Origin of the sequence: Hyphomonas sp. (genome assembly GCF_041398465.1) — a bacterium.
In the GTDB taxonomy this organism is placed as follows: domain Bacteria; phylum Pseudomonadota; class Alphaproteobacteria; order Caulobacterales; family Hyphomonadaceae; genus Hyphomonas.
Genome location: NZ_JAWKUS010000001.1, coordinates 897,688 through 924,159, shown reverse-complemented (window position 1 = coordinate 924,159; position 26,472 = coordinate 897,688). Strand labels below are relative to the sequence as shown.

The following is a 26,472-nucleotide window of genomic DNA, read 5'->3' as shown; positions in this document are numbered from 1 at the left end:
CGATTGCGGAGGCCTTGCAGCATCACATGCCTGCAATGCTGGCTTCACACAGTGGCAAACGGGGTTAGTGTCGGCCTCAAGCAGAGTAAAGGAGCCGGGGAGGCTTATGGAAACTATTATTCGGGCGCTAAACGATTTCGTCTGGGGGCCGCCCATGCTGGTGCTCCTGCTGGGCACGGGGCTTTATCTGACGATCGGCCTCAGACTGTTGTCGATCCTCAAGGTTCCCTTCGCTTTCGGCCAGCTGTTCAAGAAGCCGGACCGGAACGAGGAAGGTGACGTCACACCCTTCGGCGCCCTGATGACCGCGCTTTCTTCCACCATCGGCACAGGCAACATCGCCGGCGTGGCCGCCGCCATCGCCATTGGCGGGCCGGGCGCCGTGTTCTGGATGTGGGTCACCGCGATTGTCGGCACCGCCACGAAATATTCCGAAGGCGTGCTGGCCGTCCGTTTCCGCGAGATCGACCATGAAGGCCGTCACGTCGGCGGGCCGATGTACTACATCAAGAACGGCATGGGTAAGAAGTGGATCTGGCTGGGCGGCCTGTTCGCCTCGCTGGGCATCATGGCCAGCTGGGGCACAGGCGCTTCGATCCAGTCCAACTCGATCGCTGACGCTTTGCGGGCAACCTACGGCATCCCGCCGCTCGCCTCCGCTATCATTCTCTCCGCGGGCGCGGCAGCCGTGATCCTCGGCGGTATCCAGCGGATTGCCAGCGTGGCGAGCAAGCTGGTCCCCGTGATGGCGATCTCATACCTCGCGGGCGGCCTTCTCGTCGTTGGCCTGCACCTTGATGCTGTGCCGGGCGCCTTTGTGATGATCTTCAAAGGCGCTTTCGGCATCGACAGCGCGGGAACCGGCATCTCCATCGGCCTGCTCATGCTGGCCATGCAGAAGGGCGTCGCGCGCGGCATCTTCTCGAACGAGGCAGGTCAGGGCTCTGCCCCGATTGCGCACGCCGCTGCCAAGATCCAGGACCCGGTCGACCAGGGCCTCGTCGCCATGCTGGGCACAATCATCGACACGCTGATCGTCTGCTCCATCACTGCGCTCGTGATCCTGACCTCCGGCGTGCTTGGTCCGGAATGTATTCCGACCGCTGCCAATGCCGCCGATATTCTCGCGACGGGACAACCTGCCGGCTGCGATACCGGTGCACCGCTGACAGTTGCCGCGTTTGACGCCGGCCTGACCGGTATCGGCGAGCACATCGTCGCCATCGGCCTGACCGTGTTTGGCTTCACCACCATTCTCGGTTGGAGCTACTATGGCGAACGCTGCTGCGAATACCTGTTCGGCGAGAAGTCCATCCTGCCGTTCCGCATCAGCTGGATCGTGGTCACCTTCCTCGGTGCTGCAGCCCTGATGCTGGAAGGCTCAGTGGCGAACATCGTGAACCTGTTCTGGCTGGTTGCCGACACGCTGACCGGCATGATGGCCGCGCCGAACCTTGTCGGCCTGGTCTTCCTGAGCCCCGTCGTGTTCGCGATGACCAAGGCGCACTTCGACGCCGTCCGGAACGGCACGCCGAAGCCGCGTTACCCGATCATCGACCAGCGCGAGCAGGCGCCGAAAGAATAAGGCGCCCTACCCCAAAAGAGAACGCCCCGCCCGGTTCCAGCCAGGCGGGGCGTTTTCATTTCAGGCCATCGGAAGCACCGTGAAGAACACCGTGTATGGACCATGTAGGGACCATTTATACGGCGGCGGTTTCCGCAGGCAGGCTTACCAGGCGCCGATGTTCTCCGCACTGGCCCAAGGCTCTTTCGGTGCCAGCGGCTTGCCCTGCTGGAGCAGCTCCACCGAGATCCCATCCGGGGAGCGGACGAAGGCCATGCGCCCGTCGCGCGGCGGACGGTTGATGGGCACGCCAAGGTCCTGCAGCCTCTCGACCGCCTCGTAGATGTCGGAGACCGAATAGGCGAGGTGGCCGAAATTACGCCCGCCGCCATAATCTTCCGGGTCCCAGTTATGCGTCAGTTCCACCATCGGAATCTGCAGCTCGGTCGGGCTCTTGCCTTCCGGGATGCCGCCACAGCGTTCGATGTCCGCCGGGGAGGCGAGGAAAACGAGCGTGAACCGGCCGGGCTCGCTGTCATAGCGGCCGACTTCGGTCAGGCCGAGGCCGTCACAAAAGAATTTGAGCGTGGCGTCGATGTCGGTGACACGCACCATTGTGTGCAGGAATTCGATGCTCATCAGGCACCTCCGTTCAGATCGCGAATGACTTGTTTGAGATTGGGCGGCATCAGCGCGTAATAGCGGCGCATGGCGATCGCCAGGAGGCCGATGGTCGTCGCCATGAAGGTCAGGAACACCATGAAAGTGTGGATCAGCGTGCCGGTCTCGAAGACGGGCGACTTGCCGCTCATCAGCCAGATCATGTTCCAGACAGAGTTGAACGCCGCCACGAAAGGTCCGAGCAACAGGAACATGATCGCGGCGCAGACGAAGAAATAGGTCTCTCCGCGCGGGCCTTCGCTGCGCAGGTAGAGGTCCGTGAATTCGACATCGGTGACGTCTTCGGGAATTTCCTTGTCGCGCTTCTTGGCGGCCAGCACCTGCGGTGCGAAGGCCTTCGCCTCCTTCCAGCGCCAGGCAAGGCTTACGCCCCAGGCCAGAAGAGCGGCAACGACAAAGAAGTAGAGCAGCATGGGCGGGCCGTCCGGGCTTTGCGCCCCGGCCTGCCATCAGGCGGCATGAGCGCGTTCATAAGTGAGCATGGCGCGTTTGCGGGCCACACCCCAATGATAATTATGAAGACGCCCATCTGCCGCAAGGGCGCGATGACAGGGAATGAACCAGCTGACCGGGTTTGCCCCGACCGCTGCCCCGACGGCGCGGGCCGCTTTCGGGTGCCCGCTCGCCGCCGCCAGCTCGCCATAGGTGCAGGTCGCCCCGGCCGGAATGTCCAGCAGTGCGCGCCAGACCTGCCGCCGGAACGGCGTCCCGTAGAGCGCGACCGGCAAGGGTTCGCCTTTTTCGAAAACCTGCGCGGCCATGCGGCGGGCAGCGGCATCATCGCGCCGGATATCAGCGTCGGGATAGCGCCCGGCAAGATCGGCAAAAACGGCCTCCTCGCCATAGCCCGGATGGATGAACCCGGCCTTTTCCGGCGCGGCCTCGTCGATGAAGCCGAGCGCGACGAGGCCGCGGGGCGAGATCAACCATGCGCCTTCGCCGAACGGGGTCGGCGCGCGGCCGAGCACGAGGTCTGCCCCGCGTCCGCCTGACTTTGCTTCGCCGGGGGTCAGGCCCTCATGCGCGATGAACAGGTCATGCAGGCGACCAGGACCGGAGAGGCCCGTTTCGAAAGTTGCGTCCAGTACGCTTGCACCTTCGCGCAGCAACTCACCGGCCTCGGCATGCGCAATGGCTGACTGGAACTGGCGCGGAGAGATGCCGGCCCAGCGGGTAAATTCCCGCTGGAAGTGGCTGGGGCTGAGGCCCATGGCGCCCGCGATCGAGGCAAGATCCGGCCAGTCGCGCCAGGTGTCGCCGAGATATTCAAGGGCGCCTGCCATCCGGTCATAGGCCGCGGCGCGCTCATCGAGGGGGGTGATCCGATCCGTCATGGGCATCAATTTGCCTGAGTGTCAGGACACCGGCCACCCGATTCTTGCGCAGGGTCACAATGCCTGCCGGTCGGAATTGGCCCCTTCCCTGCCCGCTCAAAGCCCGGCATGACTACACAACACAAAAAACAAGAGACCGGAGTGAAACGGACATGGCGGACGCACGCAGCATTATTCTGCACGAATACCCGACTTCGCCCTATGCCGAGAAAATCCGTCTCGCGCTGCGCCTGAAGAACCTCGCCTGGTCACGCGTGGAAATCCCCGTGATCATGCCGCGGCCGGACCTGATGCCCCTGACAGGCGGCTATCGCCGCACGCCCGTCATGCAGATCGGTGCCGACATCTATTGCGACACGGCAATTATCCTGCGCGAGCTGGAAGCGCGTTATCCGATGCCGGGCCTGAAGCTGCCGGGCCATGAGGGCCTTGCCCAGATGGTTGCCGGCTGGACCGACGGGCGCTGGTTCCAGTCTTCCGTCGCCGTGATCTTCGGCGAGATGGGCGACAAGGTCGACGAACACTTCAAGAAGGACCGCGAAAAACTCTCGGGCCGCCCCTTCGACGTGAATGCCATGAAAGCCGTCGCCCCGATGATGCGCGACCAGTGGCGCGCGCGGCTGATGCTGCTGGAAGAACGCCTGCAGGGCGGCAAGGGCGCCGGGTCCGGCATGTTCATGGTCGGCATGAAGCCCGGCCTCGTCGATGTGCATGCCTACATGAATGTCTGGTTCATGCAGCAGAACCTGCCGGACTTCCTGGACAAGTGCTTCGAGACGGCAGACCTGACCAAGGCCTGGTTCGAGCGCCTGCAGGAATATGAAGGCCAGGAACCGGAAACCATCTCTTCGAAAGAGGCGCTGGAGATCGGCCTGCATGCCGCGCCGCGCCTCGTCATGGCGACCACCAAGTATGAGCCGCAGGACATCGCCCCCGGCGACATGGTCGCCGTTGCGCCGGACGATTACGGACAGGTCTGGGTGGAAGGCGAAATCGTGCACGCCGATTCCCAGCGCGTGATCCTGCAGCGTGTTTCTGACGAAGCCGGCACCGTGCACGTCCACTTCCCGCGGGCCGGGTTCCTCGTCCGCCGCATCTGACAACGGCCCGCCAAACGGCCTTAACCGACTGGCCCTGTTCCCCGCGGCGGAATGCGTTACATTTGAAGGCAAAGGAGGACCACACGCATGGACCGACGCCTTTGCCTGATCACAGGCGCATCCGCCGGAATCGGCGCAGAATTCGCCCGCCAGTATGCGGCGCTTGGCTGGGATGTCGCGCTGACGGCCCGGCGCGCCGACCGGCTTGAAGCGCTCGCCGCTGAAATCGAGGAAAAGTACAAGGTGACGGCGATCGTGATCGCCGAAGACCTCGCCAAGAAATCCGCGCCTGCAAAGATCCTCGCCGCGCTGGAAGAAAAAGGCCGCCATGTCGATGGGCTGGTGAACAATGCCGGTTACGGCCTGCCGGGCACGTTTTTCTGCACCAGCTGGAAGGATCAGGCCGATTTCCTTCAGGTGCTGTATGTCGCGCCGCTGGAACTGGCGCACCGGGTGCTGCCCGGCATGACGGAGCGCGGCTATGGCCGCATCATCAATGTCGCCTCGCTGGCCGGTTACGCCGCCGGAAGCGCAGGGCACACGCTCTATGCCAGCGTGAAGGCGGGCCTGATCAAGTTCTCCGAAAGCCTCAATGCCGAGTGCGAGAGCCTCGGCCATGACGACATCCACTGCACCGCGCTCTGCCCCGGCTTCACCTGGAGCGAGTTCCACGATGCCAATGGCACACGCGAGCAGACCAACAAGATGCCGAAATGGATGTGGATGGCTGCAGAACCGGTCGTCCGGCAGGGCATCGAGGCCGTAAACAGGGGGCAACCGGTCATCGTGCCGGGACTCGTCAACAAGGGGATGGCCACCCTGTCGCGGATCCTGCCCGAACCGCTCGGCCGGGCCATGGTCCGCTCGCAGGGAAAGCGGTTCCGCAAGATGGATTAGGTGCCTGCGATGTTGCACCGCACAAATATGGACTGACAGGTCACACCGAGGCCCCTATAAGGGCAAAAAACTGAAAAGGGGCAAGGATATGAGCACCGGCGAAATGGTTCAGGACAAGCAATCTGTCATCATGGAAGGCCTGACGGCCACGATGCGCGACGCCCTCGGCGCGCTCGACACCTATGCCGCCGCCGCCACATCCGGCGCACGCGGCCAGCTGGCCGGTGAAGACGGCCGCCCGGACCGCAAGGCGTTTGAGCGTCACCAGCACCTCGCCCACGGCCTGTCCTGGCTGGTCACCTATGTGGAAACGCTGCGCCAGGTGTCCGAATGGGCCTCCCGCCTTGAAGCCGACGGCAAGTTCACCGACGTCGAAGCGCTGCTCTCCCAGATCCTGTTCAGCGAATACTGCGCCCAGATCGTCGGCGGCATTCCAATGAACCAGGGCGAGACCATCCGCCCGCACGAGCTTGGCAGCCTCGAAGCCTCCGACACGCTGTTTGCCGATCCCGCCATCCGGAAGCTGATCATCGAAGGCAAGACGCCGGCCTCCATGGCAGCGGCCGCGGCCCTGCTGCCGGACGCCCTGTCGCGCAACACGGTCGAAGAGACCGGACTCGACGAAACCATGAGCATGGTGCGTGAGCAGTTCGCGAAATACGCCGCCGAGCGCATCAAGCCCTTCTCCCATGGATGGCACCTGCGCAACGACTATATCCCGATGGACGTCGTCAATGAAATGGCAGAGCTCGGCGTGTTCGGCCTGACCATTCCGGAAGATTTCGGCGGCCTCGGCATGGGCAAGACGGCGATGTGCGTCGTCTCCGAAGAACTCTCCCGCGGCTATATCGGCACCGGCTCGCTCGGCACCCGTTCCGAGATCGCGGCCGAACTGATCCTGATCGGCGGCACGCCGGAGCAGAAGGAAAAGTGGCTGCCGATGATCGCGAGCGGCGAAATCCTGCCGACGGCTGTCTTCACCGAGCCCAATACGGGCTCCGACCTCGGCTCCCTGCGCACCCGCGCCGTGAAGGATGAGGACGGCGCGAACTACACGATCACCGGCAACAAGACCTGGATCACCCACCCGGTTCGTGCAGACATGATGACGCTGCTCGCCCGGACCGATCCGGCGACGAACAATTTCTCCGGCCTGTCCATGTTCCTGGCCGAGAAGCCGCGCGGCGATGACGCCAATCCCTTCCCGGCCGAAGGCATGACCGGCGGCGAGATCGAAGTGCTCGGCTATCGCGGCATGAAGGAATACGAGATCGGCTTCGACGGCTTCAAGGTGAAGTCCGAGAACCTGCTCGGCGGCGTGGAAGGCCAGGGCTTCAAGCACCTGATGGCAACATTCGAAAGCGCCCGCATCCAGACCGCCGCCCGCGCCATCGGCGTGGCGCAGAACGCGTTCGAGACCGGCCTTCAATACGCGCTCGACCGCAACCAGTTCGGCAAGCCGATCTTCGAGTTCCCGCGCGTCTCTGACAAGCTGGTGATGATGGCAGCCGAACTCGTCGGCGTGCGCCAGCTGACCTATTACTCCGCCCGCAAGAAGGACGAAGGCAAGCGCTGCGACCTGGAAGCCGGCATGGCCAAACTGCTCGGCGCGCGCGTTGCGTGGGCTGCGGCAGACAATGCCGTGCAGATCCATGGCGGCAACGGCTTCGCGCTCGAATACACGATCAGCCGCATCCTGCAGGATGCCCGTATCCTCAACATCTTCGAGGGTGCCGGCGAGGTGCAGGCCATGGTCATTGCGCGGCGCCTGGTCGAAGGCGGCAATTAAGGCTCAACCTTAACGGCTGATACAAGCCGGCGGGCAGGCAGATCCGTCTGCCTGCGGCCTATTCTGCTGTTGGCCCGCCATCACCCGGAATGTGTTCGTAGACACGCACCCAGTCGATCACGAACCGGTCCGGGTATTTCTTGGGGTCCGGAGGGTTGGCCCACCACTGGTTTGCCACACTTTCCCGGGTCGAGACCTCTCCGGAAAGCTTGACCCAAAGCGGCTTCTGGCTGACCCCGCCCGCGGATGTGCGCCAGGTTTCCTGCCCGTCGACATAGAAGATGTATTTGTCGGGGAACCATTCCAGCGTGAATGTGTGCCAGCCGTGCCGCACACCCGGACGCATCGTCGCGAACACGCTCCACTGGTGTTCCTCTTTATAGCCGTCCCAGTGCAGCGCATGGCTCACCTTGTCGGTCCAGCCGAAGGTTTCCATGATGTCGACTTCCGTGCCGTCCCGGCCTGAGCCATCGACATGGTGAACCCTGTTGGAGAACAGCCAGAAGGCCGACCACCATCCCGGCGCCTTCGGCAGTTTGGCGCGGACTTCATAGCGCCCGAAAGCCTGCTCGAATTTCCCTTCAGTCGACACCATGGCGCTGGCATAGTCGTAGGGATCCGAATCCTCGTCCGGATTGCGGTTCTCGATCACGCTGGTCTTGATGACCAGCTGGCCCAGCCCGTTCAGGTAGACATTGCTGGTATCCCACCAGCCGTCTGGCCCGTTGTCGTTCGGGCGCCGATTATACTCCTTGGAAATCCATTTGTCCGGGTTCGGACGGCCTATGCCGCTGAAATTGTCCTGAAAGACAAGCCGCCATTCCGGCGACCGCTCGTCCAGCGCCGAAAAGGTCTGGGTCTCGCAGGCGCCGACAAAAAAGACCAGGAGAAGGGACGATAAGAGGCGTTTCATACCCCTACCGGATGATGCCGCCGAGCGGATCGACATCATCTGGTTCGTGCTGCAGGATGACTTTGGCGCCCAGTTCTTCAGCCAGCGTCTCGAACTTGTCCATCGATTCAAGCGTCACCGGTTCGCTCCAGTTAAAACGGGGAACCCGGCGCATTTCGCGGCTTTCCTTGCGGTGATACATGTCGCCCGCCAGCAGGACCGGACCGCTTTCCGGCATGTCCAGCAGCAGCACCGAATGGCCCGGCGTGTGGCCCGGCATTTCGAGGATTTTCACCGTGCCGTCGCCAAAGACATCATAGTCGCCGGAAATGGTCTTCGCCTCCATCGGACTGAAAGCAGCCCACATGGCGGCGATCTGCGGATCAATCTCCCGCTCTGTCCCTTCCGGAGGGAACATGTCGTTGTATTCGTCTTCCTGCACGATCCAGGTTGCGCCCTGCACCTGGTCGACCTGGCCGATATGATCGAAATGGTCATGGGACAGGGAGACATAGTCGATGTCATCCGGCGTCAGGCCAAGATCCGCCAACTGAGCGGTGATCGTCTTGTCCAGCGAGACATTGAAAATGCCTCCGACCGTCTGAACCCCGGCGCCGGCCATCATGCCCGGCAGGCCAAGATCCCACAGCAGGCGGCCGTCGGGATGATTGATGAGGAAGCAGGAGTCGGTCAGCGTATCGGTCTGGCCGGCATAGTCGCCAGCGCTGGAGAAGGCGTCGAGGTCGGTAACTTCCAGCGTGCCACAGTCCAGCACATTCACGGTCAGCGGGGCCGGCGCCTCTGCGGCGGCCTCGGCAACCACTTCCGTTTCCGGTTCGGCGGGCATATCGGCTGGCGTGGAGGCGGGTGCGCAGGCCGGCGCAAGCATAAACGCAGTTGTGGCGAGCAGCCCATGGATCAGGCGCATCGAGAACCCCCTTCAGTTCGATGATCTTGATTGGGGCGAGCCTAACCCATGTCCGGATCACGCGAAAGCGCAGTCCCTTCAGAGGAGACAATCCGGTAGAAACAACTCGCCCGGCCCGTGTGACAGGCCCCGCCGGTCTGCTTCACCTTCAGCAGGACCGCGTCCTGGTCGCAGTCGATGCGGACCTCGACGACCTCTTGCGTATGGCCGGAGGTTTCGCCTTTCACCCACAATTCGCCGCGCGAGCGGGACCAGTAGGTGGCCCGGCGCGTCTCGAGTGTGGCGGCGAGCGCGTCGGCGTTCATCCAGGCCAGCATCAGCACATCGCCGGTGCCTGCATCCTGCGTGATGGCGGCGATCAGGCCGTCTGCATTGAATTTCGGGCGCAGGTCGGGCGTCTCATCCTGCGCACTGCCGGAAAGGGGGGGTGGAAAATCGGTCATGCCCGCTCCATACGTCACCCCTCCCCTTCGCGCCAGCCAGAGTCTAGTCTGGTACCAAACGAGTCCATAACGGACCAATCCATGACGGAGGCATGACCATGGCGGACTACCAGCAGATCCTGACGGACACCAAAGACGGCGTCCTGACCGTAACACTCAACCGGCCCGACCGGCTGAACGCGTGGACCGATGTCATGCACAATGAGCTGAAGCACGCCATCGTCACCGCCGGCAGCGAAGACGCCGTGCGTGTGATCGTGGTGACCGGCGCCGGACGTGGATTCTGCGCCGGGGCGGACATGGACGTTCTCCAGGGCATCCAGGGCGGCGCGCGTGATCGGCTGGCGGAAATCGAGGAGACGCCGTCGGATTTGCGCGATCTCTATCCTGGCCGGTTCGGCTACATGTATGCCTGCCCGAAGCCGATCATCGCGGCGATCAATGGCGCCTGCGCCGGGATCGGCCTGATCTTCGCCCTGTTCGCGGACCTGCGCTATGCGGCTGCCGAGGCGAAGTTCACGACCGCCTTTGCCCAGCGCGGCCTGATCGCCGAACATGGCATCGCCTGGCTGTTGCCGCGCCTCGTCGGGGAGGCCAAGGCGCTGGACCTGTTGTTCACCGCGCGCAAGTTCACCGGGGCCGAAGCGGCAGACCTCGGCCTCGTCAATGCGGCCCTGCCGGTGGATGAGCTGATGGGCAATGTGCAGCAGACCGCGCACCACCTTGCCACCATGGTCTCGCCCCGCTCGGTCGCAGTGATGAAACAGCAGGTGCGCAAGACCTATTTCCAGAGTTTCGGCGACTCGCTTGCAGAGGCAGATGCTGCAATGGAGGAAAGCTTCACCACATTCGACTTCAAGGAAGGCGTGGCGAGCTTTGTGGAACGCCGCGCCGCAGCCTTCAAAGGACGATAGGAGTATCATGACCCGCCGCATCGACATTGTGGAAGTCGGCCCGCGCGACGGGCTGCAGAACGATCCCGCGAACCTGACCGTCGAGCAGAAGCTGGAATTCATTTCCCGCCTTGAAGAGGCCGGCGTGAAACGGATGGAATCCGGCAGCTTCGTCTCACCCAAGGCCGTGCCGAAAATGGCGGACAGCCCCGCCGTGTTCGCCGGGCTCGACCGGTCGAAGCCGACGCGGCACATTGCGCTCGCCCTCAATGAAAAAGGCGTGCGCCGGGCTATCGATGCGCAGGCCGACGAGATCAATTTCGTGCTGGTGGCCAGCGAAACCTTCGGCCGCAAGAATCAGGGCATGAGCCCGCAGGACAGCGCCGACATGCTGGCCCAGTGCGCGCCGCTGATCCATGAGGCGGGCATCCCCCTCTCCGCCACGATCTCGGTCGCCTTCGGGGACCCCTATGATGGCGAGGTGGATCTGGGTCTGGTCGCCAACCTTTCGGCCCAGTGCCAGCGCGCGGGCGTCGCGGAACTGGCGCTCGGCGATACGATCGGCGTTGCGGACCCGTGGGCCGTGCGCCGCGCCATCGACCGGGTACGGATCGAGGCGCCGGACGTTTACCTGCGCATGCATTTCCACGATACGCGCGGACAAGGCCTCGCCAATGTCGCGGCGGCGGTGGATGCGGGCGTCGACGTGATCGATGCGAGCTGCGGTGGCATCGGCGGCTGCCCCTTCGCGCCGGCCGCGACGGGCAATGTGGCGACGGAGGACGTCGTCTACATGCTGGAACGCGGCGGCTTCGAAACGGGGCTGGATCTGGCCAAGCTGATCGAAACCTCGAACTGGCTGGAAACGGTGCTGAAGCACCCCGTCAGCTCATCCCTCAGCAAGGCAGGCGGGTTTCCTACGAAGAGCCCCGTTACTTCTTAGCGCCGCGCACTTCCTGGAAGCTGGTGGTCTTCACGGCGCGGCCGAGGTCGACTTTCTTGCCTTTTCCATAGGAGGGCGCGCCGCTGGCGGCGCCTGAGACGGCGCCGGGGCGGACGGTGCGTTCCGTCAGCGGAGGAATAGCCATGGCCTTCGGGTTCGGCTGGTTCTCGTCGAACAGGCTGGCCAGCTGGTCCGTCATCGCGCCGCCGAGCTGTTCGGCATCCACGATGGTGACGGCGCGCTTGTAGTAGCGCGTCACGTCATGGCCGATGCCGATAGCGATCAGCTCCACCGGGCTGCGCGTTTCGATCTCTTCGATCACCTGGCGGAGGTGGCGCTCAAGATAGTTGCCGACGTTCACATTGAGGGTGGAATCGTCGACCGGCGCGCCGTCCGAGATCACCATCAGGATCTTGCGCTGTTCGGGCCGGGCCAGCAGACGGTCATGCGCCCAGAGCAGCGCCTCGCCGTCGATATTCTCTTTCAGCAGGCCTTCGCGCATCATCAGGCCGAGATTCTTGCGCGCCCGGCGCCACGGGGCGTCCGCCTGTTTGTAGATGATGTGGCGAACATCGTTCAGGCGCCCCGGCCCGGCCGGCTTGCCGGCCTTGACCCAGTCCTCGCGGCTGAGGCCGCCTTTCCATGCCTTGGTGGTGAAGCCCAGCACTTCGGTCTTCACATTGCAGCGCTCCAACGTGCGGGCCAGAATGTCCGCACACAACGCCGCCACCATGATGGGGCGCCCGCGCATGGAGCCCGAATTGTCGAGCAACAGGGTCACGATCGTGTCGCGGAATTCCGAATCGTCTTCCTGCTTGAAGGAGAGCGGCGCGGTCGGATCGGTGATCACACGGGTGAGACGCGCCGTGTCCAGCACGCCCTCTTCGAGGTCAAAGCTCCAGCTACGGTTCTGCTGCGCCATCAGCAGGCGCTGCAGCTTGTTGGCCAGTTTCGAGACCGCGCCCTGCAGGCCCTGCAGCTGGTGATCCAGATAGGCGCGCAGGCGGGTCAGTTCTTCGGGATCGCAGAGATCGGGTGCCTGCGCGACTTCATCATGCTCGCGCGTGAAGACCGAATAGGTGAAACGGTCCTTGTCGTCGCCATCGCGGAAATTCGGGCGCAGCGGCTGGGTGCCGTCTTCCTCGTCGTCCGGCGTATCGTCGGATTCCATGTCCATGTCCTGATCGACAGAGACATTGGACTCCTCGCCTTCCATTTCCTCCGTGTCACCGGCTTCCATCTGCTCGGTGGAGGCGCCCATCGGCTCCTCGGATTCCATTTCCTGCTCGCCCTGGTCGGGCTGTTCCTCGGACTGCATTTCGCTGTCCTGCTGGTCTTCGCTGGATTCGGCATCGTCGCTGGGCGCGTCGGTTGCCGTCAGGTCGCGGATCATGTCGCGCACGGTGCGGGCGAATTCCGGCTGGTCGTGCAGTTGGGAAATCAGCTTGTCGAGGGCATCGCCGGTCTTCTCGGCAACCTGCGCACGCCAGACATCCGCCACCCGGTTTGCGGCTTCCGGCAGGGCCCGACCGGTCAGGCGTTCGCGCAGCAGGAATTCGATGGCCGGAGCCAGCACGGCCTCCGGCTCGTCAGCGCCCATGGCGAATTCGCCGGACTGGCAACGATGGGCGAGAACGGCATCCAGATTGTCCGCCGTGCCACGCATGGCGTTTGCGCCAAGGCTTTCGATCCGCGCCGTTTCAGCCGCATCATAGACGCGCCGGGGCAGATCCCCCTGCGGGCGGTGCTTGCTGTGCGCGCCTGCATCATGGTGCGCCTTGCGCAGGGCGACGGCGTCGGCTTCACCGCGAATGCGGGCTGCCACGTCAGCAGGCAGCGTGATTGGCGGCGGGCGCAGCACGATTCGCTCGGCATCGGCGCCCGCATCATTGCCAAATCCGACTTCCACATCCCGGTCCGCGCTCATCGCCTTGGTCGTCACGGCGAGCGCTTGCTTGAAGAGTTCCTGGGGGGTCGTGTCCTTGGCCATATAAGTCTTGTCTTCGGCGCCTTCCGCGCGGGCTAGAAGCCGGCGTCGGCGGCGGCCTGGTTGAACAGGTCGAGCGTACGCTGGAAGGCCAGCGCATCGGCTTCGGCATTGTAATCGTCTGACCGCTGGCGGGCGAAGCCGTGGCCGGCTTCATAGATATAGGTCGGCACGTCGGCGCGCGCAGCGGCGAAGGCTTCCACGCCATCCATCGGGATATGCGGATCGTTGCGGCCGAAATGGACGATGGCCGGACAGTTCGGCGACTGGCCCTTGAAGGCCGGAACAAGGCTTCCGTAATAGCCGCTGGCAGCGGACAGGCCGTCGAGCTGGCAGGCCGCAATATAGGCCATCGACCCGCCATAGCAGAAGCCGGTGATGAAGACCGGGCCTTCCAGCTCGGCGATGCAGGACGCGATATCCGCCATGGCGTTTTCGAGGCCATTGGCGCGGGCATAGCCGCCGCCTTCCGCGATCGCCTCATCGGAATGGCTGTCGGTGGCAAAGCCCTTCTTCTGGCGGTCGAACATGGACGGGGCCAGCACTTCATACCCTTCGGCGGCGAAACGCTCGCACGCATCGATCATGTAGGAGTTCACGCCGAAGATTTCCTGCACCAGCACCAGGCCGCCCTTGCGCGCGCCTTTGGCCGGGACATGCAGCGCATTGAACCGGAAGCCATCACCGCTCGTCAGCTCGATGACCTTGCCGCTCATCTCAGGCCACCTTCACCATCAAGGCGCTTTCGGGAAGTTCCTCGGCGAAGCAACGCTGGTACATCTCGGCGACCAGCGGGCGCTCCAGCTCGTCACACTTGTTGAGGAAGGTCATGCGGAAGGCATGGCCGAGATTGCCGAAGATGGCGAAGTTTTCGGCCCAGGTGATCACGGTCCGCGGGCTCATCACTGTGGAGAGGTCGCCGGACATGAAGGCGTTCCGGGTCAGGTCCGCCAGCGTCACCATCTTGGCGAGCGTGTCATCGTCGACGCCGGTCGCCTTGGATTTCACGATCTCCACTTCGGCGTCATGCTCGAGATAGTTCAGCGTCGTCACGATGTTCCAGCGGTCCATCTGGCCCTGGTTCAGCTGCTGCGTGCCGTGATAGAGGCCCGTCGTGTCGCCGAGGCCGACCGTGTTGGTGGTCGAGAACAGGCGGAAATACGGGTTCGGTGCGATGACGCGGTTCTGGTCCAGCAGGGTCAGCTTGCCGGAGCTTTCCAGAACGCGCTGGATCACGAACATCACGTCCGGGCGGCCGGCATCGTATTCGTCGAAGGTGATGGCCACCGGGCGCTGGAGCGCCCATGGCAGGATGCCTTCGCGGAATTCGGTGATCTGCTGGCCGTCCTTCAGGACGATGGCGTCCTTGCCGACCATGTCGATCCGGCTGACATGGCTGTCGAGGTTGACCCGGATCAGCGGCCAGTTGAGGCGCGCAGCCACCTGCTCGATGTGCGTGGATTTCCCGGTGCCGTGATAGCCCTGCACCATGACCCGGCGGTTGTGTTCGAAGCCGGCCAGGATCGCCATCGTCGTCTGCGGATCGAACCGGTAAGCCTCGTCGATCTCCGGCACGTATTCGGTGCGGGTCTTGAAGCCATGCACCACCATGTCCGTATCAAGGCCGAACACCTTGCGGACATTGATCTTCTCGGTCGGCTCCATGCCGTCCAGGGCGGTGGTGTCACTCATTACGGTCATTGCAAATATCTCAGGCTTCGGGAGGTCTAATCATACATTTAGGCTTCTAGCACGGCTACGTGTCCGGGCTAGTGCGACGTAAGGTAAATCCCGCACCTGTGAAGGGGTGGCTAGCGGTCTTCCGGCGCAGGCGCGCCTGCCCCCATATCGGCGATCCACATCCAGGTCCCATCCTGCTGGCGTTGCCAGATCGTGATGTATTTGCCGTAGGAGGCTCCCTCCTGCCCGCGCTGGGTATAGGTGGCATAGCCCCAGGTGTAGCCAAAATCGCCGCCCGCCCCGGCATGCGCCGCTTCCGGCATCCATTCGACGATCATGTCTTCCGGCCAATGGGAGGTCCATGCTTCCACGGCCGCCTTGCCCGAGGACGGGGCGGCGCCAGCGGGGAAGATGGTGACATCCTCGGCGGCAAACTCGACAAATGCCGGTCCGGCGCCGATTTCCATCGCTCGCGCGGCAAAGGCCCGGTCGGTGTCGAGCAATTCCTGTTCAGTGGCGGCAGGTGAGGAAACCGTGGCACAGGCGGCAAGGCCCATCGCCGGCAGGGCGATGAGACGCTGCATCAATGGAGGCATTCGCCTCTCCTTTGACTTGTACCCCTACTGGCCCTCAGCCGTGCCTGCTTCATACACGATCTTGCAGCCGACGACAGTCATAACCGTTTTCGCGTCGAGGATTTCCGCTTCCGGCACGGTCATCAGGTCGATGTCGAACACGGTGAAGTCTGCGAGCTTGCCGGCTTCGATCGTGCCGAGATCGTCTTCCTGGAACGCGGCATAGGCCGCCGACGTGGTGAACAGCGCGAGCGCCTGCTCGCGGGTCAGCTTCTGTTCCGGATGCCAGCCTTCACCTTCGAAGCCTTTCAGGTCTTTCCGGGCAACAGCGGCGTAGAACTCGATCAGCGGCGAGCCGACTTCCACCGGCGCATCCGAACCGCCGGCAACCACGGCGCCGTCATCGATCAGCGCTTTCCATGCATAGGCACCGGCCAGGCGGTCGATGCCGAGGCGGGACGGGGCGAAATGCAGGTCGCCGATGGCATGGCTCGGCTGCATCGAAGCGATCAATCCGAGCGCGCCAACGCGGGCAATGTCGGTCGGAGCGAGGATCTGGGTGTGCTCGATCCGCCAGCGCTTCTCCGGCGGGTAACCGCCAGCCTCATAGATATCGAGGATGCGCTGATTGGCGAGGTCGCCGATGGCATGGATCGCCACCTGAATGCCGCTCTCGTCGGAACGCTTCATGAAGTCAGCAAGGTCTTCATTGGTGATGAGCGACAGGCCGGACGTGTCAGGACGATCGGAATAAGGCTTGATCAGCTGCGCCCCGCGCGAGCCGAGGGCGCCGTCCATGTAAAGCTTGATGGCGTGGTTGGTGATCGTCGGCGCCTCATAATCCTGCGCCGCGGCGAGCGCCATGCCCTCCTCCGTTGCGTCGAAGGCGTTCCACAGGCGGAGCGGAAGTTTCCCTTCCCCCGCCAGCTCCAGCATGATCGGGGCTTCGTCCGGGCCGACACTCATATTGTGTACACCCGTCCAGCCGCGCGAGACATAGACTTTTGCGCCGGTTTCCAGCGCGAGGGCCTTTGCAGCAGCGTCCGGCTTGGTCCGCAGCGGCGCGACCAGCGCCATGGCATTGTCGATCAGTATGCCGGTGGCATGGCCGTCGGCGTCGCGCTCGATCGCGCCGCCATCCGGGTTTTCGGTCTCGTCGGTAATGCCGACCGCTTCCATCGTGGCGGTGTTCACCACCATGGCGTGGCCGTCGGCGCGGATCAGGATCACCGGATTGTCGGGCGTGATCGGGTCAAGATCGGCCGCCATCGGCATGCGGCCTTCCGGCCAGCCGGTTTCGATCCAGCCCCGGCCAAAGATCAGGACGCCGGGCGCTTTGCCCTGCACTTCGGCTTCGATCTTCGAAACAAGTTCGGCAACCGACGAGGTGCCTTCCAGATTCAGGGTCAGTTCCCGCTGGCCAATGCCCATCAGGTGGGCGTGCGCATCCGTGAAGCCCGGATACATGTAGGCGCCCTTCAGATCGACAAGTTCGATCTCGGCCTCGTCCCAGTCTTCCGACAGGGGGGGCGCGGTGCCGACAATTCGGCCATCCTCGCCGACGACGACAGCGTCGACCGTCGGAAGGTCAGCAATGCCGGTATAGATGGTGCCGCCCGTGAAAACGGTCAGCTTTTGCGCTGGCTCAGCCGGCTCTGGCGATTGGCCTGCACTACAGGCAGCAAGTGTCAGGGCGAGGGCGAGACTGGCAATGCGCAACATTTAGACCTCCGTTGATCCGCGGCCTTGTCCTGCCACGCGATCTTCCGGGGGGCAAAAGAAAAGCGCGCCAAAACTGGCGCGCTGTTCCGTTTCTGCAATTTCTGCTGCAGCAGTGGGCAGATATCAGGCAACTGCCTTTTTAGCGATATCGCGCTTGATCTTGAGGGCTTTGGCCGACAGCGTGTCGTCCTTGGCCTTGGCTAGGAAGCCGTCGAGGCCGCCCAGCTTATCAACGGTGCGCAGGGCAGACGCCGTGATACGCATCGGGAAATTCTGGTTCAGCGCTTCGGAGTGAAGCGTGACGCGCACAAGGTTCGGACGGAAGATCCGCTTCGTCTTGATCTGGGAGTGGCTGACACGGTGGCCGACCATCGGCTTGGTGCCGGTAAGTTCACACTCGCGGGACATGGTCTCGCTCCAATAAATGGGTCTTATCTCGAAGGCGCGCTGTTAAAACGCCTGAGGCCTTCCTGTCAACTCCGCTGTGCCGCGAATCCTCAGTTCACAGGGCCTGTAACTGCTTGTCACAAGGTTTGACCGCAAATCCGCCCGATTGAGGCGGGAAAACGGCATGGTTGTTCAGGCAGCGTTGGCCCCGAAGGCCTATATATGGCTTAACTGAAACGACCAGCCCTCCCGGCCGGTCTGGAAACGGTATCGATCAGATGATGAAACGTTCGACTTTCCTTGCGTCCGCAGCCGCGCTGGCCCTGACAGGGCTCGCCGCGGCGGGTCTGGCCACGGCCGACAAATCGCCCGCACCGAAGAATGCGTCCGGCGCCATCCTCACCAATGTGAAGGCCGGCACGCCGACGCGTATGGAATACGAGCTGCGGGCCAAGGCCTACATCTTCTTCATTCCGGCTACCGGGCGCGCCACGTTCACGACGGACCTGAAGCCCGACACCTACACGATCGATTCCCGCGTGAAGGTCACCGGCATCGCGGACTGGTTCGTCAATTACGACATGAACATCCATGCCGAAGGCGAAACCCGCGACGGTGAACTGAAGACCCGCACCTATGTTTCGCAGAACAAGGACGGGAAAAAGAACCGCAAGGTGGAGATGGAAATCACCGACACCGATTTCATCATGAACGCCAATCCGGTGTTCGGAAATCTCGGTGATCCGGCGGCCACGACAGAACAGGTGCTGAAGACAAACGACCCGATCACGGCGCTGATCACGTTCGCGCTGGAGCCGCGCGCCCCGGGCGAAGACCCGTGCGGCGGGCCGATCCGCATCTTCGACGGCCGGCAGCTGACTTATCTTCACCTGAAGAATGCCGGCACCAAGAAGGTCGACACGCCTGTGTGGACCGGCGAGGCGATCGAGTGCCATGTCACCATGGACAAGATTGCCGGCTACAAGAAAGGCGAGGCGGACAACGACAACCTCACCGGCATCGACGGCCCGCTGCGCATGTGGCTGGCCCCGCTCGACAATGGCGCGACAGTGCCGATCAAGATTGCTGCCGACTCCAAGAAGATTGGCGACGTGACCCTGACGGCCAAGACACTGCGTTTTGAACCGCTGGTCACGGAAGAAGCCGCCACAGGGCAGACAGTCGCCGAGAACTAGACCTTTTTGGGAAGGCGCCGCAGCGCCTCGATCAGGTCGCTCATATCCTCAGGCAGAGGCGCTTCGAACCGGAGCGCCTCTTTCGTTATCGGATGGATGAAACCCAGCACGGCGGCATGCAGGGCCTGACGTGGGAATGCCCGAGCCGCGTCGAACCCGGCATCCCGGCCCGGCCCCGAGCCCAGCGCCGAGACGCCCTTGTGGCGGCCATAGACCGGATCGCCGACCAGCGGCGTACCGATATGCGCCATGTGAACGCGAATCTGGTGCGTCCGCCCCGTCTCCAGCCGGCATTCGACGAGTGCCGCGGAGGGAAAGTTCGTGCCTTTCTCCCGGATGCCGAACGTCTCCAGCGTCTTGTAATGCGTAACGGCGTGGCGCCCGAACCCGGCTTCCGGGTTTTTCACCACGGCCATCTTCTTCCGGTCGCCACTGGAGCGGGCGATATGCTCATCCACCGTACCCTGCGAGGGCCGCGGTGCCCCGCGCGTCACGGCAAGGTAGGCGCGCTCGATGTCATGCGCGCTGAACAGCGCCGACAGGCCGAGATGCGCCGGCTCCGTCTTGGCAGCGACGAGCACGCCGGTCGTCAGCTTGTCGATCCGGTGCACGATGCCCGGCCGCTCCACCCCGCCAATGCCAGAGAGCTGGCCCCGGCAATGGAACAGCAGCGCATTGACCAGCGTGCCATCCTGGCTGCCAGGCGCCGGATGCACGGCCATGCCGGACGGCTTGTTGATCACGATGAGGTGCTCATCCTCGAACAGGATGTCGAGCGGGATGTCCTGCGGCTCCGGCTCTGCCGCGACAGGCTCCGGCACGGCGACGGCGTATTTCGCGCCAGCGATCACCGGCCTCTTCGGATTGGTTTCGGCCGTGCCGTCCACTGTCACGGCCCCGTCGAGGATCAGGGTTTTCAGGCGCGACCGCGAGAGGTCCTCTGCCGCGGCGGCGAGAAACACATCGAGGCGCTTTCCGGCATCTTCCGGGGCGGCGGTAAAGGTCATTTGGCTCATCGCGCGGCTTATAGACGAAAGCGGAGGCGCGCGTCATGCTATTGTCTCGAACCGGCGCTAGACCGGCCCTGCCCTGTTGGAGGAAATCCCATGACGAACGTCACACGCCGCGGCCTGCTTGGTGCTGCCGCCACTGGAACACTCAGCCTGGCCGCCTGCGCCACACCCGCCGCGACGACGGCCCCATCGGGCTATGCCGGTGAAGTGGAGTTCCTCCACGGTGTCGCCTCCGGTGACCCGCTGACCGACCGCGTCATTCTCTGGACGCGTGTGACGCCGAAAACCGGCGACGGTGCGATCCCGGTCAAATACGAAGTGTTCGGGCCGGACGGCGCGCTCGTCACTTCCGGCATGCTGAGCGCCGACGCGGCCCATGATTTCTGCGTGAAGGCCGATGCCAAAGGTCTGACGCCCGCCACCACCTACACCTACAAATTCACGGCCATGACTGAAGGCGGCGACGTCACCTCCCCAACCGGGCGCACGCGCACGACAGCCGCCTCGGGCGATACGCCGGTGAAGATGATCGTCATCTCCTGCTCCAACTGGCAGTTCGGCTATTTCAATGCCTACAAGGCCCTGTCGGAAGAGCCGAACGTCGATGTCATCCTGCACCTCGGCGACTACATCTATGAATACGGAATCGACGGGTATGGCAGTGAAGTCGCCAAGAGTATCGGCCGCCCGCACGATCCGGTCACGGAATGTATCACCCTGACGGACTACCGCCTGCGCCACGCCCAGTACAAATCCGACCCGAACCTGCAGGCTGCTCATGCCGCCGCACCGTGGATCTGCACCTGGGACGACCATGAGAGCGCCAACGATTCCTACCGGACCGGCGCCGAGAATCACAATCCGGAAAACAATGAAGGCAGCTGGTCTGACCGCAAGATGGCCGCCATCCAGGCCTATTTCGAATGGATCCCGGTGCGCGAGCCGGAGCCCGGCAAGATCACTTCCGCCGTCTGGCGCAGCTTCGAATTCGGCGATGTGGCAACTGTCCACGCGCTGGAATCCCGCCTGACGGGCCGCTCGCCGGAACTGGAATGGTACTCGGTCCTGTCCGGTAATCCGTCTCAGGAAGAAATGATGGCCCGCGTCCAGGCGAAAGTGGCCGAGATCAACGACCCTGCCCGCACCATGCTGGGCGCAGAGCAGGAAGCCTGGCTGGAAGGCGAGCTTGGCAAATCCGTTTCCGCCGGAAAGACCTGGCAGGTGCTGGCCAACCAGGTGATCATGGCCAAGGTCGTCCTTCCCAACATGGGCGAGGTTCTGACGCCGGAGCAGATCGCCGCGCAGGACAGCCCCTATGTCGAAGGCATGGTTGGCTTCTCGGCCCTCGGCCTGCCGTTCAATCTCGATGCCTGGGACGGTTTCCCGGCGGCCCGCGAGCGCCTCTACGCCTCGGCCGAAAAAACCAATGCCCGTCTCGTGACCGTCACTGGCGACACACATACGGCATGGGCCAACACGCTGATCGATGCCAAGGGCGAGCAACGCGGCGTGGAATTCGGTTGCACCTCGATCACCTCGCCCGGCATGGGCTCGGTCATCAAGGACGTGCCGAACCTCGGCGAGCTGGTGGCGGATGCCAACGCGTCAGTCGACTGGTACGACCCGTTCGGTCATGGCTATATCGTCATGACCCTGACGCCAGACACGGCGCATGCGGAATACAAGAAGGTCTCCACCATCCTGTCGGCGGAATGGACGCTGGAATCGGTATCGGCATGGAAAACCGTTGCTGAAGACGACGGCATGTCGGGCCTGATGCCAGCCTGATTGCTCGGCTGATCAGGGACTGATCAATCCAGAATGCCGGCGAGGCCTGAGCGCCCGCCATCGAGGCGCAAAACCTCGCCGGTAATGATGGCTGCTTCCGGAGATGCCAGGAAAGCGGCAGCATCTGCAATCTCGTCGGCGAGGGCCGCCCGGCCAAGCGGCGTACGCTTTACTGTCCAGGTTTCCATTTTTTCCTCACGCGGACGGATCGCGACGATCGCATTCACGCGGATGCCGGCTTCGGCCAGATCCAGCGAGCCTGCGCGGACCACGCCCAACACGCCGGCCTGCGTCACAGATTCGGTAAAACGGCCCGGCATCGTGGCGAGCGCCGAATAGGACAGGACGAAAGTGATCGTTCCGCGCTGACGGATACGCTCGGCACCGGAGGTCGGCAGGTCTGCCTGCTCCTCGATCCGTTCGGAGAAGACTTTCAGGCATTGCGCCGCGCCCCGCACCGTCTTGGCCAGCGCCTTGTCGAATTTTTCCTGAGAAAAATCGTGGATGGAATCGGGGTCTTCAATGCTGGGGATGACGATGAGATTGTCGATCCGGCCGAAACCTTCCACCGCCGCCGCCACGGCATTACGCAGGCCGAGCTTGGTGTGCAAATCACCGAGGTGAAGCAGCACTTTCTCCGGCATCGCATTCTTGGCCGTCAGCAGACGATCGCCGCTGGAATCGGCGGCCAGCACATTATGCCCGATTTCGTGGAAGCGGCGCGCAACGGCGTCGCCGACCTCACGGCCAAGGCCAAGAATGGCGGTAACGGGTGATCCCACGGCGATCAGCCCTCGTCCGCGCTGCGGACCGAACGCAAATCATCGCCAAGGACGGTGAGGCGGTCATTGAGGCGGTGCAGTGCGGCCAAAAGCTCTGTCAGCAGCCGCACGACCAGGAAGAGGAAGCCGAGCACGGCAAAAGCGCCGAGGGTTTCCAGAAAGGCGCCGACGAAGTGGCCGGTAAACAAGAGGCCGAGGCCGCGCAATATGGCGAGCAAAACCAGGGCGGCCAGCAACAGGTTGAATATACCTGCGGCCTGACGGATCACGCCGAGGCTGAGTGATTTGTCCTGATCGAAAATGTCCCGCATGGAACCGGTCCTTTCGCCTGCTGCTAACACCGGCGAAAGGACGCTCTGTCCATTCTGCCGTTAGCTGGCTTCAAGCCATCGCAGTTCTTCTTTAATCTTGAGTTTCTGTCGCTTGAGGTCTTTGAGGCGAAGGGTGTCGGCAGCCGGGCGCTTTTCTTCTTCTTCAATTCTCTGGTCCAGCTGGCGGTGCTTGTTGGCGAGCTCACTTTTCCGGCCCTGTAGCGACATATTCGTCTCCTTCTGCTTGTTAAGTGGCTGTGTCTTAACAGCAACACTTAAGCATAAGCCTGACCCGTCGTCACCCTGATCTCAAATGAATCCTCCTTCAGATTCAGACTCCGCTTCAACCGCGGGCAGAACGCCCGCCTTTCCTGTTCGCTTTTTGCGCAAACATGGCCTGATCGGCCCGTGCAATAAGGTGCTGAGCGTCCTCGCCACGCTGCCAGGCGACCACCCCGCACGAGGCACCGATGCGCAAACTCCGGTCCGGCGCATCATCTGCGCCGCGCACCGTCAGGGCATCGATCCGTTCGGTCAGCTGGGCTGCCTTGCGCTCAGAATCGGCCAGCGTCGCCTGTGACAGCACGATACCGAACTCGTCCCCGCCAAGGCGGCCGACGATGTCGGTATCGCGCGTCAGGCCGAGCAGGATTTCCGATACTTTCAACAGAACCGCATCGCCCGTGGCATGGCCGAAGATGTCGTTGACGGGCTTGAAATGGTCGAGATCGGTGAAAATCAGGCTGAGCGGCGTGCCGAACCGGCTGGCCAGAGCGATCTCGCGGCGCACTTCGCGCTCGAACGCGCGGCGGTTGAACATCGGGCAAAGGGCATCATTGTCGGCCAGCAATTCGGCCTCCGACAGGGCTTTGCGGGCAGCCGCGAGGTCTTCGCGCAGGGAGATGACCTCATCGCAGAGCGCCTCGATGGCGGCGCGGGTGTGCCGGTCCGCGCGCTCCAGATCGACACCGAGGATGTCGATCAGCGCCCGCCGCCGATCTGCCTGCAAATGGAAGCCGTCATCCGCCATTTCATGAGGATACGTGCTGTCCGGCAGCTTGTGGAGCGAGTTCTCCCAGCAGGCGGCAGTTGACGGGGCAAGCCGCCTGCATATGGTGCGCGCTTTCCGCCAGCGAGGATGCCATGGCAACAAGCGAATCCCCCAAGGTCGGCATCATCATGGGCAGTCAGTCGGACTGGCCGGTGATGAAGGAAGCCGCTCGCCTGCTGGGCGAACTCGGCGTCGCCTACGAAGCCCGGATTGTCTCGGCCCACCGCACGCCGGACAGGCTGGTCAGCTATGCCAAGGGCGCAAAGAGCCGCGGCCTGAAAGTGATCATCGCGGGCGCCGGCGGCGCAGCCCACCTGCCCGGCATGACCGCTTCGATGACCCCCCTGCCCGTGCTGGGCGTGCCGGTTCAGTCGAAGACATTGTCCGGCCTCGACAGCCTGCTCTCCATTGTCCAGATGCCGCGCGGCGTACCGGTCGGCACCCTCGCCATCGGTGAAGCGGGCGCCGTGAATGCTGGCATCATGGCCGCCTCCATCGTGGCGCTGGAAGACGATGCCGTCGCCGCGAAGCTCGACGCCTACCGGCAGGCCCAGACCGATGGTGTGGGGGAGACGCCGGAAGAATGACGCCCGTCGCGCCAGGCAGTGTGATCGGGATCCTTGGCGGCGGCCAGCTCGGCCGCATGCTGGCGAATGCCGCGCAACGCCTCGGCTTCGATGTCGATATTTATTGCCCGGAAGATGATCCACCGGCGGCCCGCGTGGCCCGGCGCCACTGGAAAGGCGCCTATGATAACAAGGCCTTGCTGACCGACTTCGCCGCGGCCTGCGCCGTCATCACGCTGGAATTCGAGAACATTCCCGTCGTCGCCGCCGACGTCATCGAAGCCACGGGCCACCACCTCTATCCCGGCGCCAAGTCGCTCGCGACCTCTCAGGACCGGGCCGAAGAAAAGGCATTTCTCAACGACATAGGCATCGCTACGGCGGACTATCGCATGATCAATTCGGATCATGACATTGCCAAAGCCCTGCCGGAACTTGGCGGAACCGGACTTCTGAAGACCCGGAGCGACGGCTATGACGGCAAGGGCCAGGCCTGGGTCCGCTCGGCCGACGATATCGCAGCCGCCTGGGCCGATGTCGGCGGCGCACCCTGCGTGCTGGAAGCGCCCGTCCCGTTCGAGCGCGAAATCTCGGTCATCGTGGCCCGGTCCAGCCGGGGCGAGACCGCGACCTGGGCACCGCCGTGCAATGTGCACAAGGACGGCATCCTCGCGACCTCGACCGTGCCGTCCGGCCTGCCGATTGCTGTAGAACAGGCCGCGCGGGAGAAGGCGATCGCGCTGGTCGATGCACTGGGCCATGTCGGCGTGCTGGCGCTGGAATTGTTCGTGCTGCCCGATGGCGGCCTGCTGGCGAACGAATTTGCCCCGCGCGTCCACAATTCCGGCCACTGGACGCCGGAAGCCTGCCAGACCGGACAGTTCGAACAGCATATCCGCGCCATCTGCGGCTGGCCGCTGGGCGATACGCGGCGCCTGTTCGATGCCGAGATGGAAAACCTGATCGGCGAGGCCGGGAATGTTGACCCGGCGAGCCTTGCCCCCGGCGACGTGCTGACCCTTTATGGCAAGCATGAAGCTCGCCCCGGCCGCAAGATGGGCCATATCACGCGGCGGCTCGCCCCCCGGAAGACCTAGAAGAGGACAGATCCCATGCTGCTTCCCGTCTCCACCTGGCAGGATATCGAAGCCTGGCTGCAGAAATCGCGCACCATCCTGATCCCCATCGGATCGATGGAACAGCACGGGCCGAACGGCTTTATCGGCACCGATGCGCTTTGCCCCGAAATCATCGCGCGCCATGCCGAAGCGCAGGCACCGGATGACGTGCTCGTCGGCCCGACCTTTTCGGTCGGCTGCGCGCAGCATCACCTCGGTTTCCCCGGCACGATCACACTGCGCCCCACGACGATGATTGCAGCCATGGCAGACTGGACCGAAAGCCTGATGCGCCACGGCTTCGAGCGGATCTACTGGCTGAACGGCCATGGCGGGAACATCGCCACGATCGAGGCGGCTTTTTCCGAGATCCATGCCCGGCGCAGCTTCGACCCGCGCGGCGCCGACAACCGCCCGGGCCTGACGCTGAAACTGCGCAACTGGTGGGATTTCTCGCCGGTCATGCAGCTCTGCAACCAGCTCTACCCCGTCGGTCATGGCAGCCACGCAACAGCGTCCGAAGTGTCGGTCACCTATTTCGGCTATCCGGACCGCGCCCGGCCAGAAGTCGAGATGAGCCCGAAGATCGCGCCAAACGGCAAGATCGGCGATGCGGTGCAATATCGCCGCGACTTCCCGGATGGCCGCATCGGCTCTGACCCGACACAGTCCAACGCGGAAGACGGCGCGAAAATCGTGGACGCCGCCGCCAAAGCGGTTCTGGAAGAGGTGAAACGCTTCGCGGCGTAACCGAACCTTGCTGACAGCGTAATTTTCCGGACTCTGGCCAGATGCGGCCAAGGACGGTATCAGAATCTCTCATGATAAGAGG

At 63.5% G+C, this 26,472-nt stretch carries 28 protein-coding genes; 11 read left to right on the top strand and 17 right to left on the bottom strand.

Annotated elements, in window-relative coordinates; all coding sequences use genetic code 11:
• Positions 1 to 106: 106 nt before the first annotated feature.
• Positions 107 to 1,585 (top strand): alanine/glycine:cation symporter family protein, encoded by a 1,479-nt coding sequence (locus tag R3C98_RS04550; protein ID WP_371312930.1) that lies wholly within the window; start codon positions 107 to 109, stop codon positions 1,583 to 1,585.
• Between the two features lie 144 nt (positions 1,586 to 1,729).
• Here the strand turns inward: R3C98_RS04550 and R3C98_RS04545 are convergent, their stop codons facing one another.
• Genes R3C98_RS04545 through R3C98_RS04535 form a run of 3 tightly spaced genes read right to left on the bottom strand, consistent with a single transcriptional unit; the run spans position 1,730 to position 3,579 of the window.
• Positions 1,730 to 2,203 (bottom strand): VOC family protein, encoded by a 474-nt coding sequence (locus R3C98_RS04545; protein ID WP_371312929.1) that lies wholly within the window; start codon positions 2,201 to 2,203, stop codon positions 1,730 to 1,732.
• The gene (locus tag R3C98_RS04540; protein ID WP_371312928.1) at positions 2,203 to 2,658 is read right to left on the bottom strand and encodes a hypothetical protein; all 456 of its coding nucleotides are present in this window, start codon (positions 2,656 to 2,658) and stop codon (positions 2,203 to 2,205) included. The genes R3C98_RS04545 and R3C98_RS04540 overlap by 1 nt, the downstream gene beginning before the upstream one ends.
• 36 nt (positions 2,659 to 2,694) lie before the next feature.
• Complete coding sequence (locus R3C98_RS04535; protein WP_371312927.1) at positions 2,695 to 3,579, bottom strand: methylated-DNA--[protein]-cysteine S-methyltransferase; 885 nt, start codon at positions 3,577 to 3,579, stop codon at positions 2,695 to 2,697.
• Between the two features lie 152 nt (positions 3,580 to 3,731).
• Here R3C98_RS04535 and R3C98_RS04530 point away from each other — a divergent pair, with 152 nt between their 5' ends.
• From R3C98_RS04530 to R3C98_RS04520, 3 genes are all read left to right on the top strand, one after another.
• Positions 3,732 to 4,679, top strand: a complete 948-nt coding sequence (locus R3C98_RS04530) for a glutathione S-transferase N-terminal domain-containing protein (protein ID WP_371312926.1) — start codon at positions 3,732 to 3,734, stop codon at positions 4,677 to 4,679.
• Positions 4,680 to 4,766: 87 nt separating this feature from the next.
• The gene (locus tag R3C98_RS04525; RefSeq protein ID WP_371312925.1) at positions 4,767 to 5,576 is read left to right on the top strand and encodes an SDR family NAD(P)-dependent oxidoreductase; all 810 of its coding nucleotides are present in this window, start codon (positions 4,767 to 4,769) and stop codon (positions 5,574 to 5,576) included.
• 88 nt (positions 5,577 to 5,664) lie between these two features.
• Positions 5,665 to 7,365 (top strand): acyl-CoA dehydrogenase family protein, encoded by a 1,701-nt coding sequence (locus R3C98_RS04520; RefSeq protein ID WP_371312924.1) that lies wholly within the window; start codon positions 5,665 to 5,667, stop codon positions 7,363 to 7,365.
• A 58-nt stretch (positions 7,366 to 7,423) separates the two neighbouring features.
• Here the strand turns inward: R3C98_RS04520 and R3C98_RS04515 are convergent, their stop codons facing one another.
• The 3 genes from R3C98_RS04515 to hisI are packed head-to-tail and all read right to left on the bottom strand — an operon-like array spanning position 7,424 to position 9,628.
• On the bottom strand, positions 7,424 to 8,278 hold the full coding sequence (locus tag R3C98_RS04515) for a family 16 glycosylhydrolase (protein ID WP_371312923.1): 855 nt from the start codon (positions 8,276 to 8,278) through the stop codon (positions 7,424 to 7,426).
• A gap of 4 nt (positions 8,279 to 8,282) precedes the next feature.
• On the bottom strand, positions 8,283 to 9,185 hold the full coding sequence (locus tag R3C98_RS04510; protein ID WP_371312922.1) for an N-acyl homoserine lactonase family protein: 903 nt from the start codon (positions 9,183 to 9,185) through the stop codon (positions 8,283 to 8,285).
• A 41-nt stretch (positions 9,186 to 9,226) separates the two neighbouring features.
• A complete protein-coding gene (gene hisI, locus R3C98_RS04505; protein WP_371312921.1) occupies positions 9,227 to 9,628 on the bottom strand; it encodes a phosphoribosyl-AMP cyclohydrolase in 402 nt (133 codons plus the stop codon).
• Between the two features lie 98 nt (positions 9,629 to 9,726).
• Here hisI and R3C98_RS04500 point away from each other — a divergent pair, with 98 nt between their 5' ends.
• Together R3C98_RS04500 and R3C98_RS04495 are read left to right on the top strand one after the other, a co-directional pair.
• Complete coding sequence (locus tag R3C98_RS04500; RefSeq protein ID WP_371312920.1) at positions 9,727 to 10,542, top strand: enoyl-CoA hydratase; 816 nt, start codon at positions 9,727 to 9,729, stop codon at positions 10,540 to 10,542.
• A 7-nt stretch (positions 10,543 to 10,549) separates the two neighbouring features.
• Complete coding sequence (locus R3C98_RS04495) at positions 10,550 to 11,464, top strand: hydroxymethylglutaryl-CoA lyase (protein WP_371312919.1); 915 nt, start codon at positions 10,550 to 10,552, stop codon at positions 11,462 to 11,464.
• On the opposite strand, the gene cobT is transcribed toward R3C98_RS04495, so the two are convergent.
• The 6 genes from cobT to rpmB all read right to left on the bottom strand — a co-directional run bounded on the left by cobT (position 11,454) and on the right by rpmB (position 17,836).
• Positions 11,454 to 13,454 carry a cobaltochelatase subunit CobT gene (gene cobT / locus R3C98_RS04490; protein ID WP_371312918.1) on the bottom strand — a complete coding sequence of 667 codons (2,001 nt, stop codon included), beginning with the start codon at positions 13,452 to 13,454 and terminating at the stop codon, positions 11,454 to 11,456. The two genes, R3C98_RS04495 and cobT, sit on opposite strands and share 11 nt — an antisense overlap.
• A gap of 32 nt (positions 13,455 to 13,486) precedes the next feature.
• Positions 13,487 to 14,167: a dienelactone hydrolase family protein gene (locus R3C98_RS04485; RefSeq protein ID WP_371312917.1), complete on the bottom strand. Its 681-nt coding sequence runs from the start codon at positions 14,165 to 14,167 to the stop codon at positions 13,487 to 13,489.
• 1 nt (position 14,168) lies between these two features.
• A complete protein-coding gene (gene cobS, locus R3C98_RS04480; RefSeq protein WP_371312916.1) occupies positions 14,169 to 15,152 on the bottom strand; it encodes a cobaltochelatase subunit CobS in 984 nt (327 codons plus the stop codon).
• A gap of 110 nt (positions 15,153 to 15,262) precedes the next feature.
• A complete protein-coding gene (locus tag R3C98_RS04475) occupies positions 15,263 to 15,727 on the bottom strand; it encodes a DUF4440 domain-containing protein (protein WP_371312915.1) in 465 nt (154 codons plus the stop codon).
• Between the two features lie 24 nt (positions 15,728 to 15,751).
• The gene (locus tag R3C98_RS04470; RefSeq protein ID WP_371312914.1) at positions 15,752 to 17,428 is read right to left on the bottom strand and encodes an amidohydrolase; all 1,677 of its coding nucleotides are present in this window, start codon (positions 17,426 to 17,428) and stop codon (positions 15,752 to 15,754) included.
• Between the two features lie 123 nt (positions 17,429 to 17,551).
• Positions 17,552 to 17,836 carry a 50S ribosomal protein L28 gene (gene rpmB, locus R3C98_RS04465; protein ID WP_034760974.1) on the bottom strand — a complete coding sequence of 95 codons (285 nt, stop codon included), beginning with the start codon at positions 17,834 to 17,836 and terminating at the stop codon, positions 17,552 to 17,554.
• 257 nt (positions 17,837 to 18,093) lie between these two features.
• Between rpmB and R3C98_RS04460 the strand changes: the two genes are divergently transcribed.
• Positions 18,094 to 19,011 (top strand): DUF3108 domain-containing protein, encoded by a 918-nt coding sequence (locus R3C98_RS04460; RefSeq protein WP_371312913.1) that lies wholly within the window; start codon positions 18,094 to 18,096, stop codon positions 19,009 to 19,011.
• Here the strand turns inward: R3C98_RS04460 and R3C98_RS04455 are convergent.
• Positions 19,008 to 20,027: an RluA family pseudouridine synthase gene (locus tag R3C98_RS04455; RefSeq protein ID WP_371312912.1), complete on the bottom strand. Its 1,020-nt coding sequence runs from the start codon at positions 20,025 to 20,027 to the stop codon at positions 19,008 to 19,010. The genes R3C98_RS04460 and R3C98_RS04455 overlap by 4 nt on opposite strands.
• Before the next feature lie 90 nt (positions 20,028 to 20,117).
• On the opposite strand from R3C98_RS04455, the gene R3C98_RS04450 reads away from it, so the two are divergent.
• Positions 20,118 to 21,812 (top strand): alkaline phosphatase, encoded by a 1,695-nt coding sequence (locus R3C98_RS04450; RefSeq protein WP_371312911.1) that lies wholly within the window; start codon positions 20,118 to 20,120, stop codon positions 21,810 to 21,812.
• Between the two features lie 23 nt (positions 21,813 to 21,835).
• Here R3C98_RS04450 and R3C98_RS04445 read toward each other — a convergent pair whose 3' ends face one another.
• From R3C98_RS04445 to R3C98_RS04430, 4 genes are all read right to left on the bottom strand, one after another.
• Positions 21,836 to 22,594: an SDR family NAD(P)-dependent oxidoreductase gene (locus tag R3C98_RS04445; protein WP_371312910.1), complete on the bottom strand. Its 759-nt coding sequence runs from the start codon at positions 22,592 to 22,594 to the stop codon at positions 21,836 to 21,838.
• A gap of 5 nt (positions 22,595 to 22,599) precedes the next feature.
• The gene (locus R3C98_RS04440) at positions 22,600 to 22,905 is read right to left on the bottom strand and encodes a hypothetical protein (protein WP_371312909.1); all 306 of its coding nucleotides are present in this window, start codon (positions 22,903 to 22,905) and stop codon (positions 22,600 to 22,602) included.
• A gap of 60 nt (positions 22,906 to 22,965) precedes the next feature.
• On the bottom strand, positions 22,966 to 23,133 hold the full coding sequence (locus R3C98_RS04435; protein WP_321487999.1) for a YdcH family protein: 168 nt from the start codon (positions 23,131 to 23,133) through the stop codon (positions 22,966 to 22,968).
• A 115-nt stretch (positions 23,134 to 23,248) separates the two neighbouring features.
• Positions 23,249 to 23,935, bottom strand: coding sequence for a GGDEF domain-containing protein (locus tag R3C98_RS04430; RefSeq protein ID WP_371312908.1), 687 nt, complete (start codon positions 23,933 to 23,935; stop codon positions 23,249 to 23,251).
• Between the two features lie 113 nt (positions 23,936 to 24,048).
• Here R3C98_RS04430 and purE point away from each other — a divergent pair, with 113 nt between their 5' ends.
• The 3 genes from purE to R3C98_RS04415 are packed head-to-tail and all read left to right on the top strand — an operon-like array spanning position 24,049 to position 26,390.
• Positions 24,049 to 24,543 (top strand): 5-(carboxyamino)imidazole ribonucleotide mutase, encoded by a 495-nt coding sequence (gene purE / locus R3C98_RS04425; protein ID WP_371312907.1) that lies wholly within the window; start codon positions 24,049 to 24,051, stop codon positions 24,541 to 24,543.
• Positions 24,540 to 25,619, top strand: a complete 1,080-nt coding sequence (locus R3C98_RS04420; RefSeq protein ID WP_371312906.1) for a 5-(carboxyamino)imidazole ribonucleotide synthase — start codon at positions 24,540 to 24,542, stop codon at positions 25,617 to 25,619. Before purE ends, R3C98_RS04420 begins: the two co-directional genes overlap by 4 nt.
• A 15-nt stretch (positions 25,620 to 25,634) precedes the next feature.
• The gene (locus R3C98_RS04415) at positions 25,635 to 26,390 is read left to right on the top strand and encodes a creatininase family protein (protein WP_371312905.1); all 756 of its coding nucleotides are present in this window, start codon (positions 25,635 to 25,637) and stop codon (positions 26,388 to 26,390) included.
• Positions 26,391 to 26,472 lie beyond the last annotated feature (82 nt).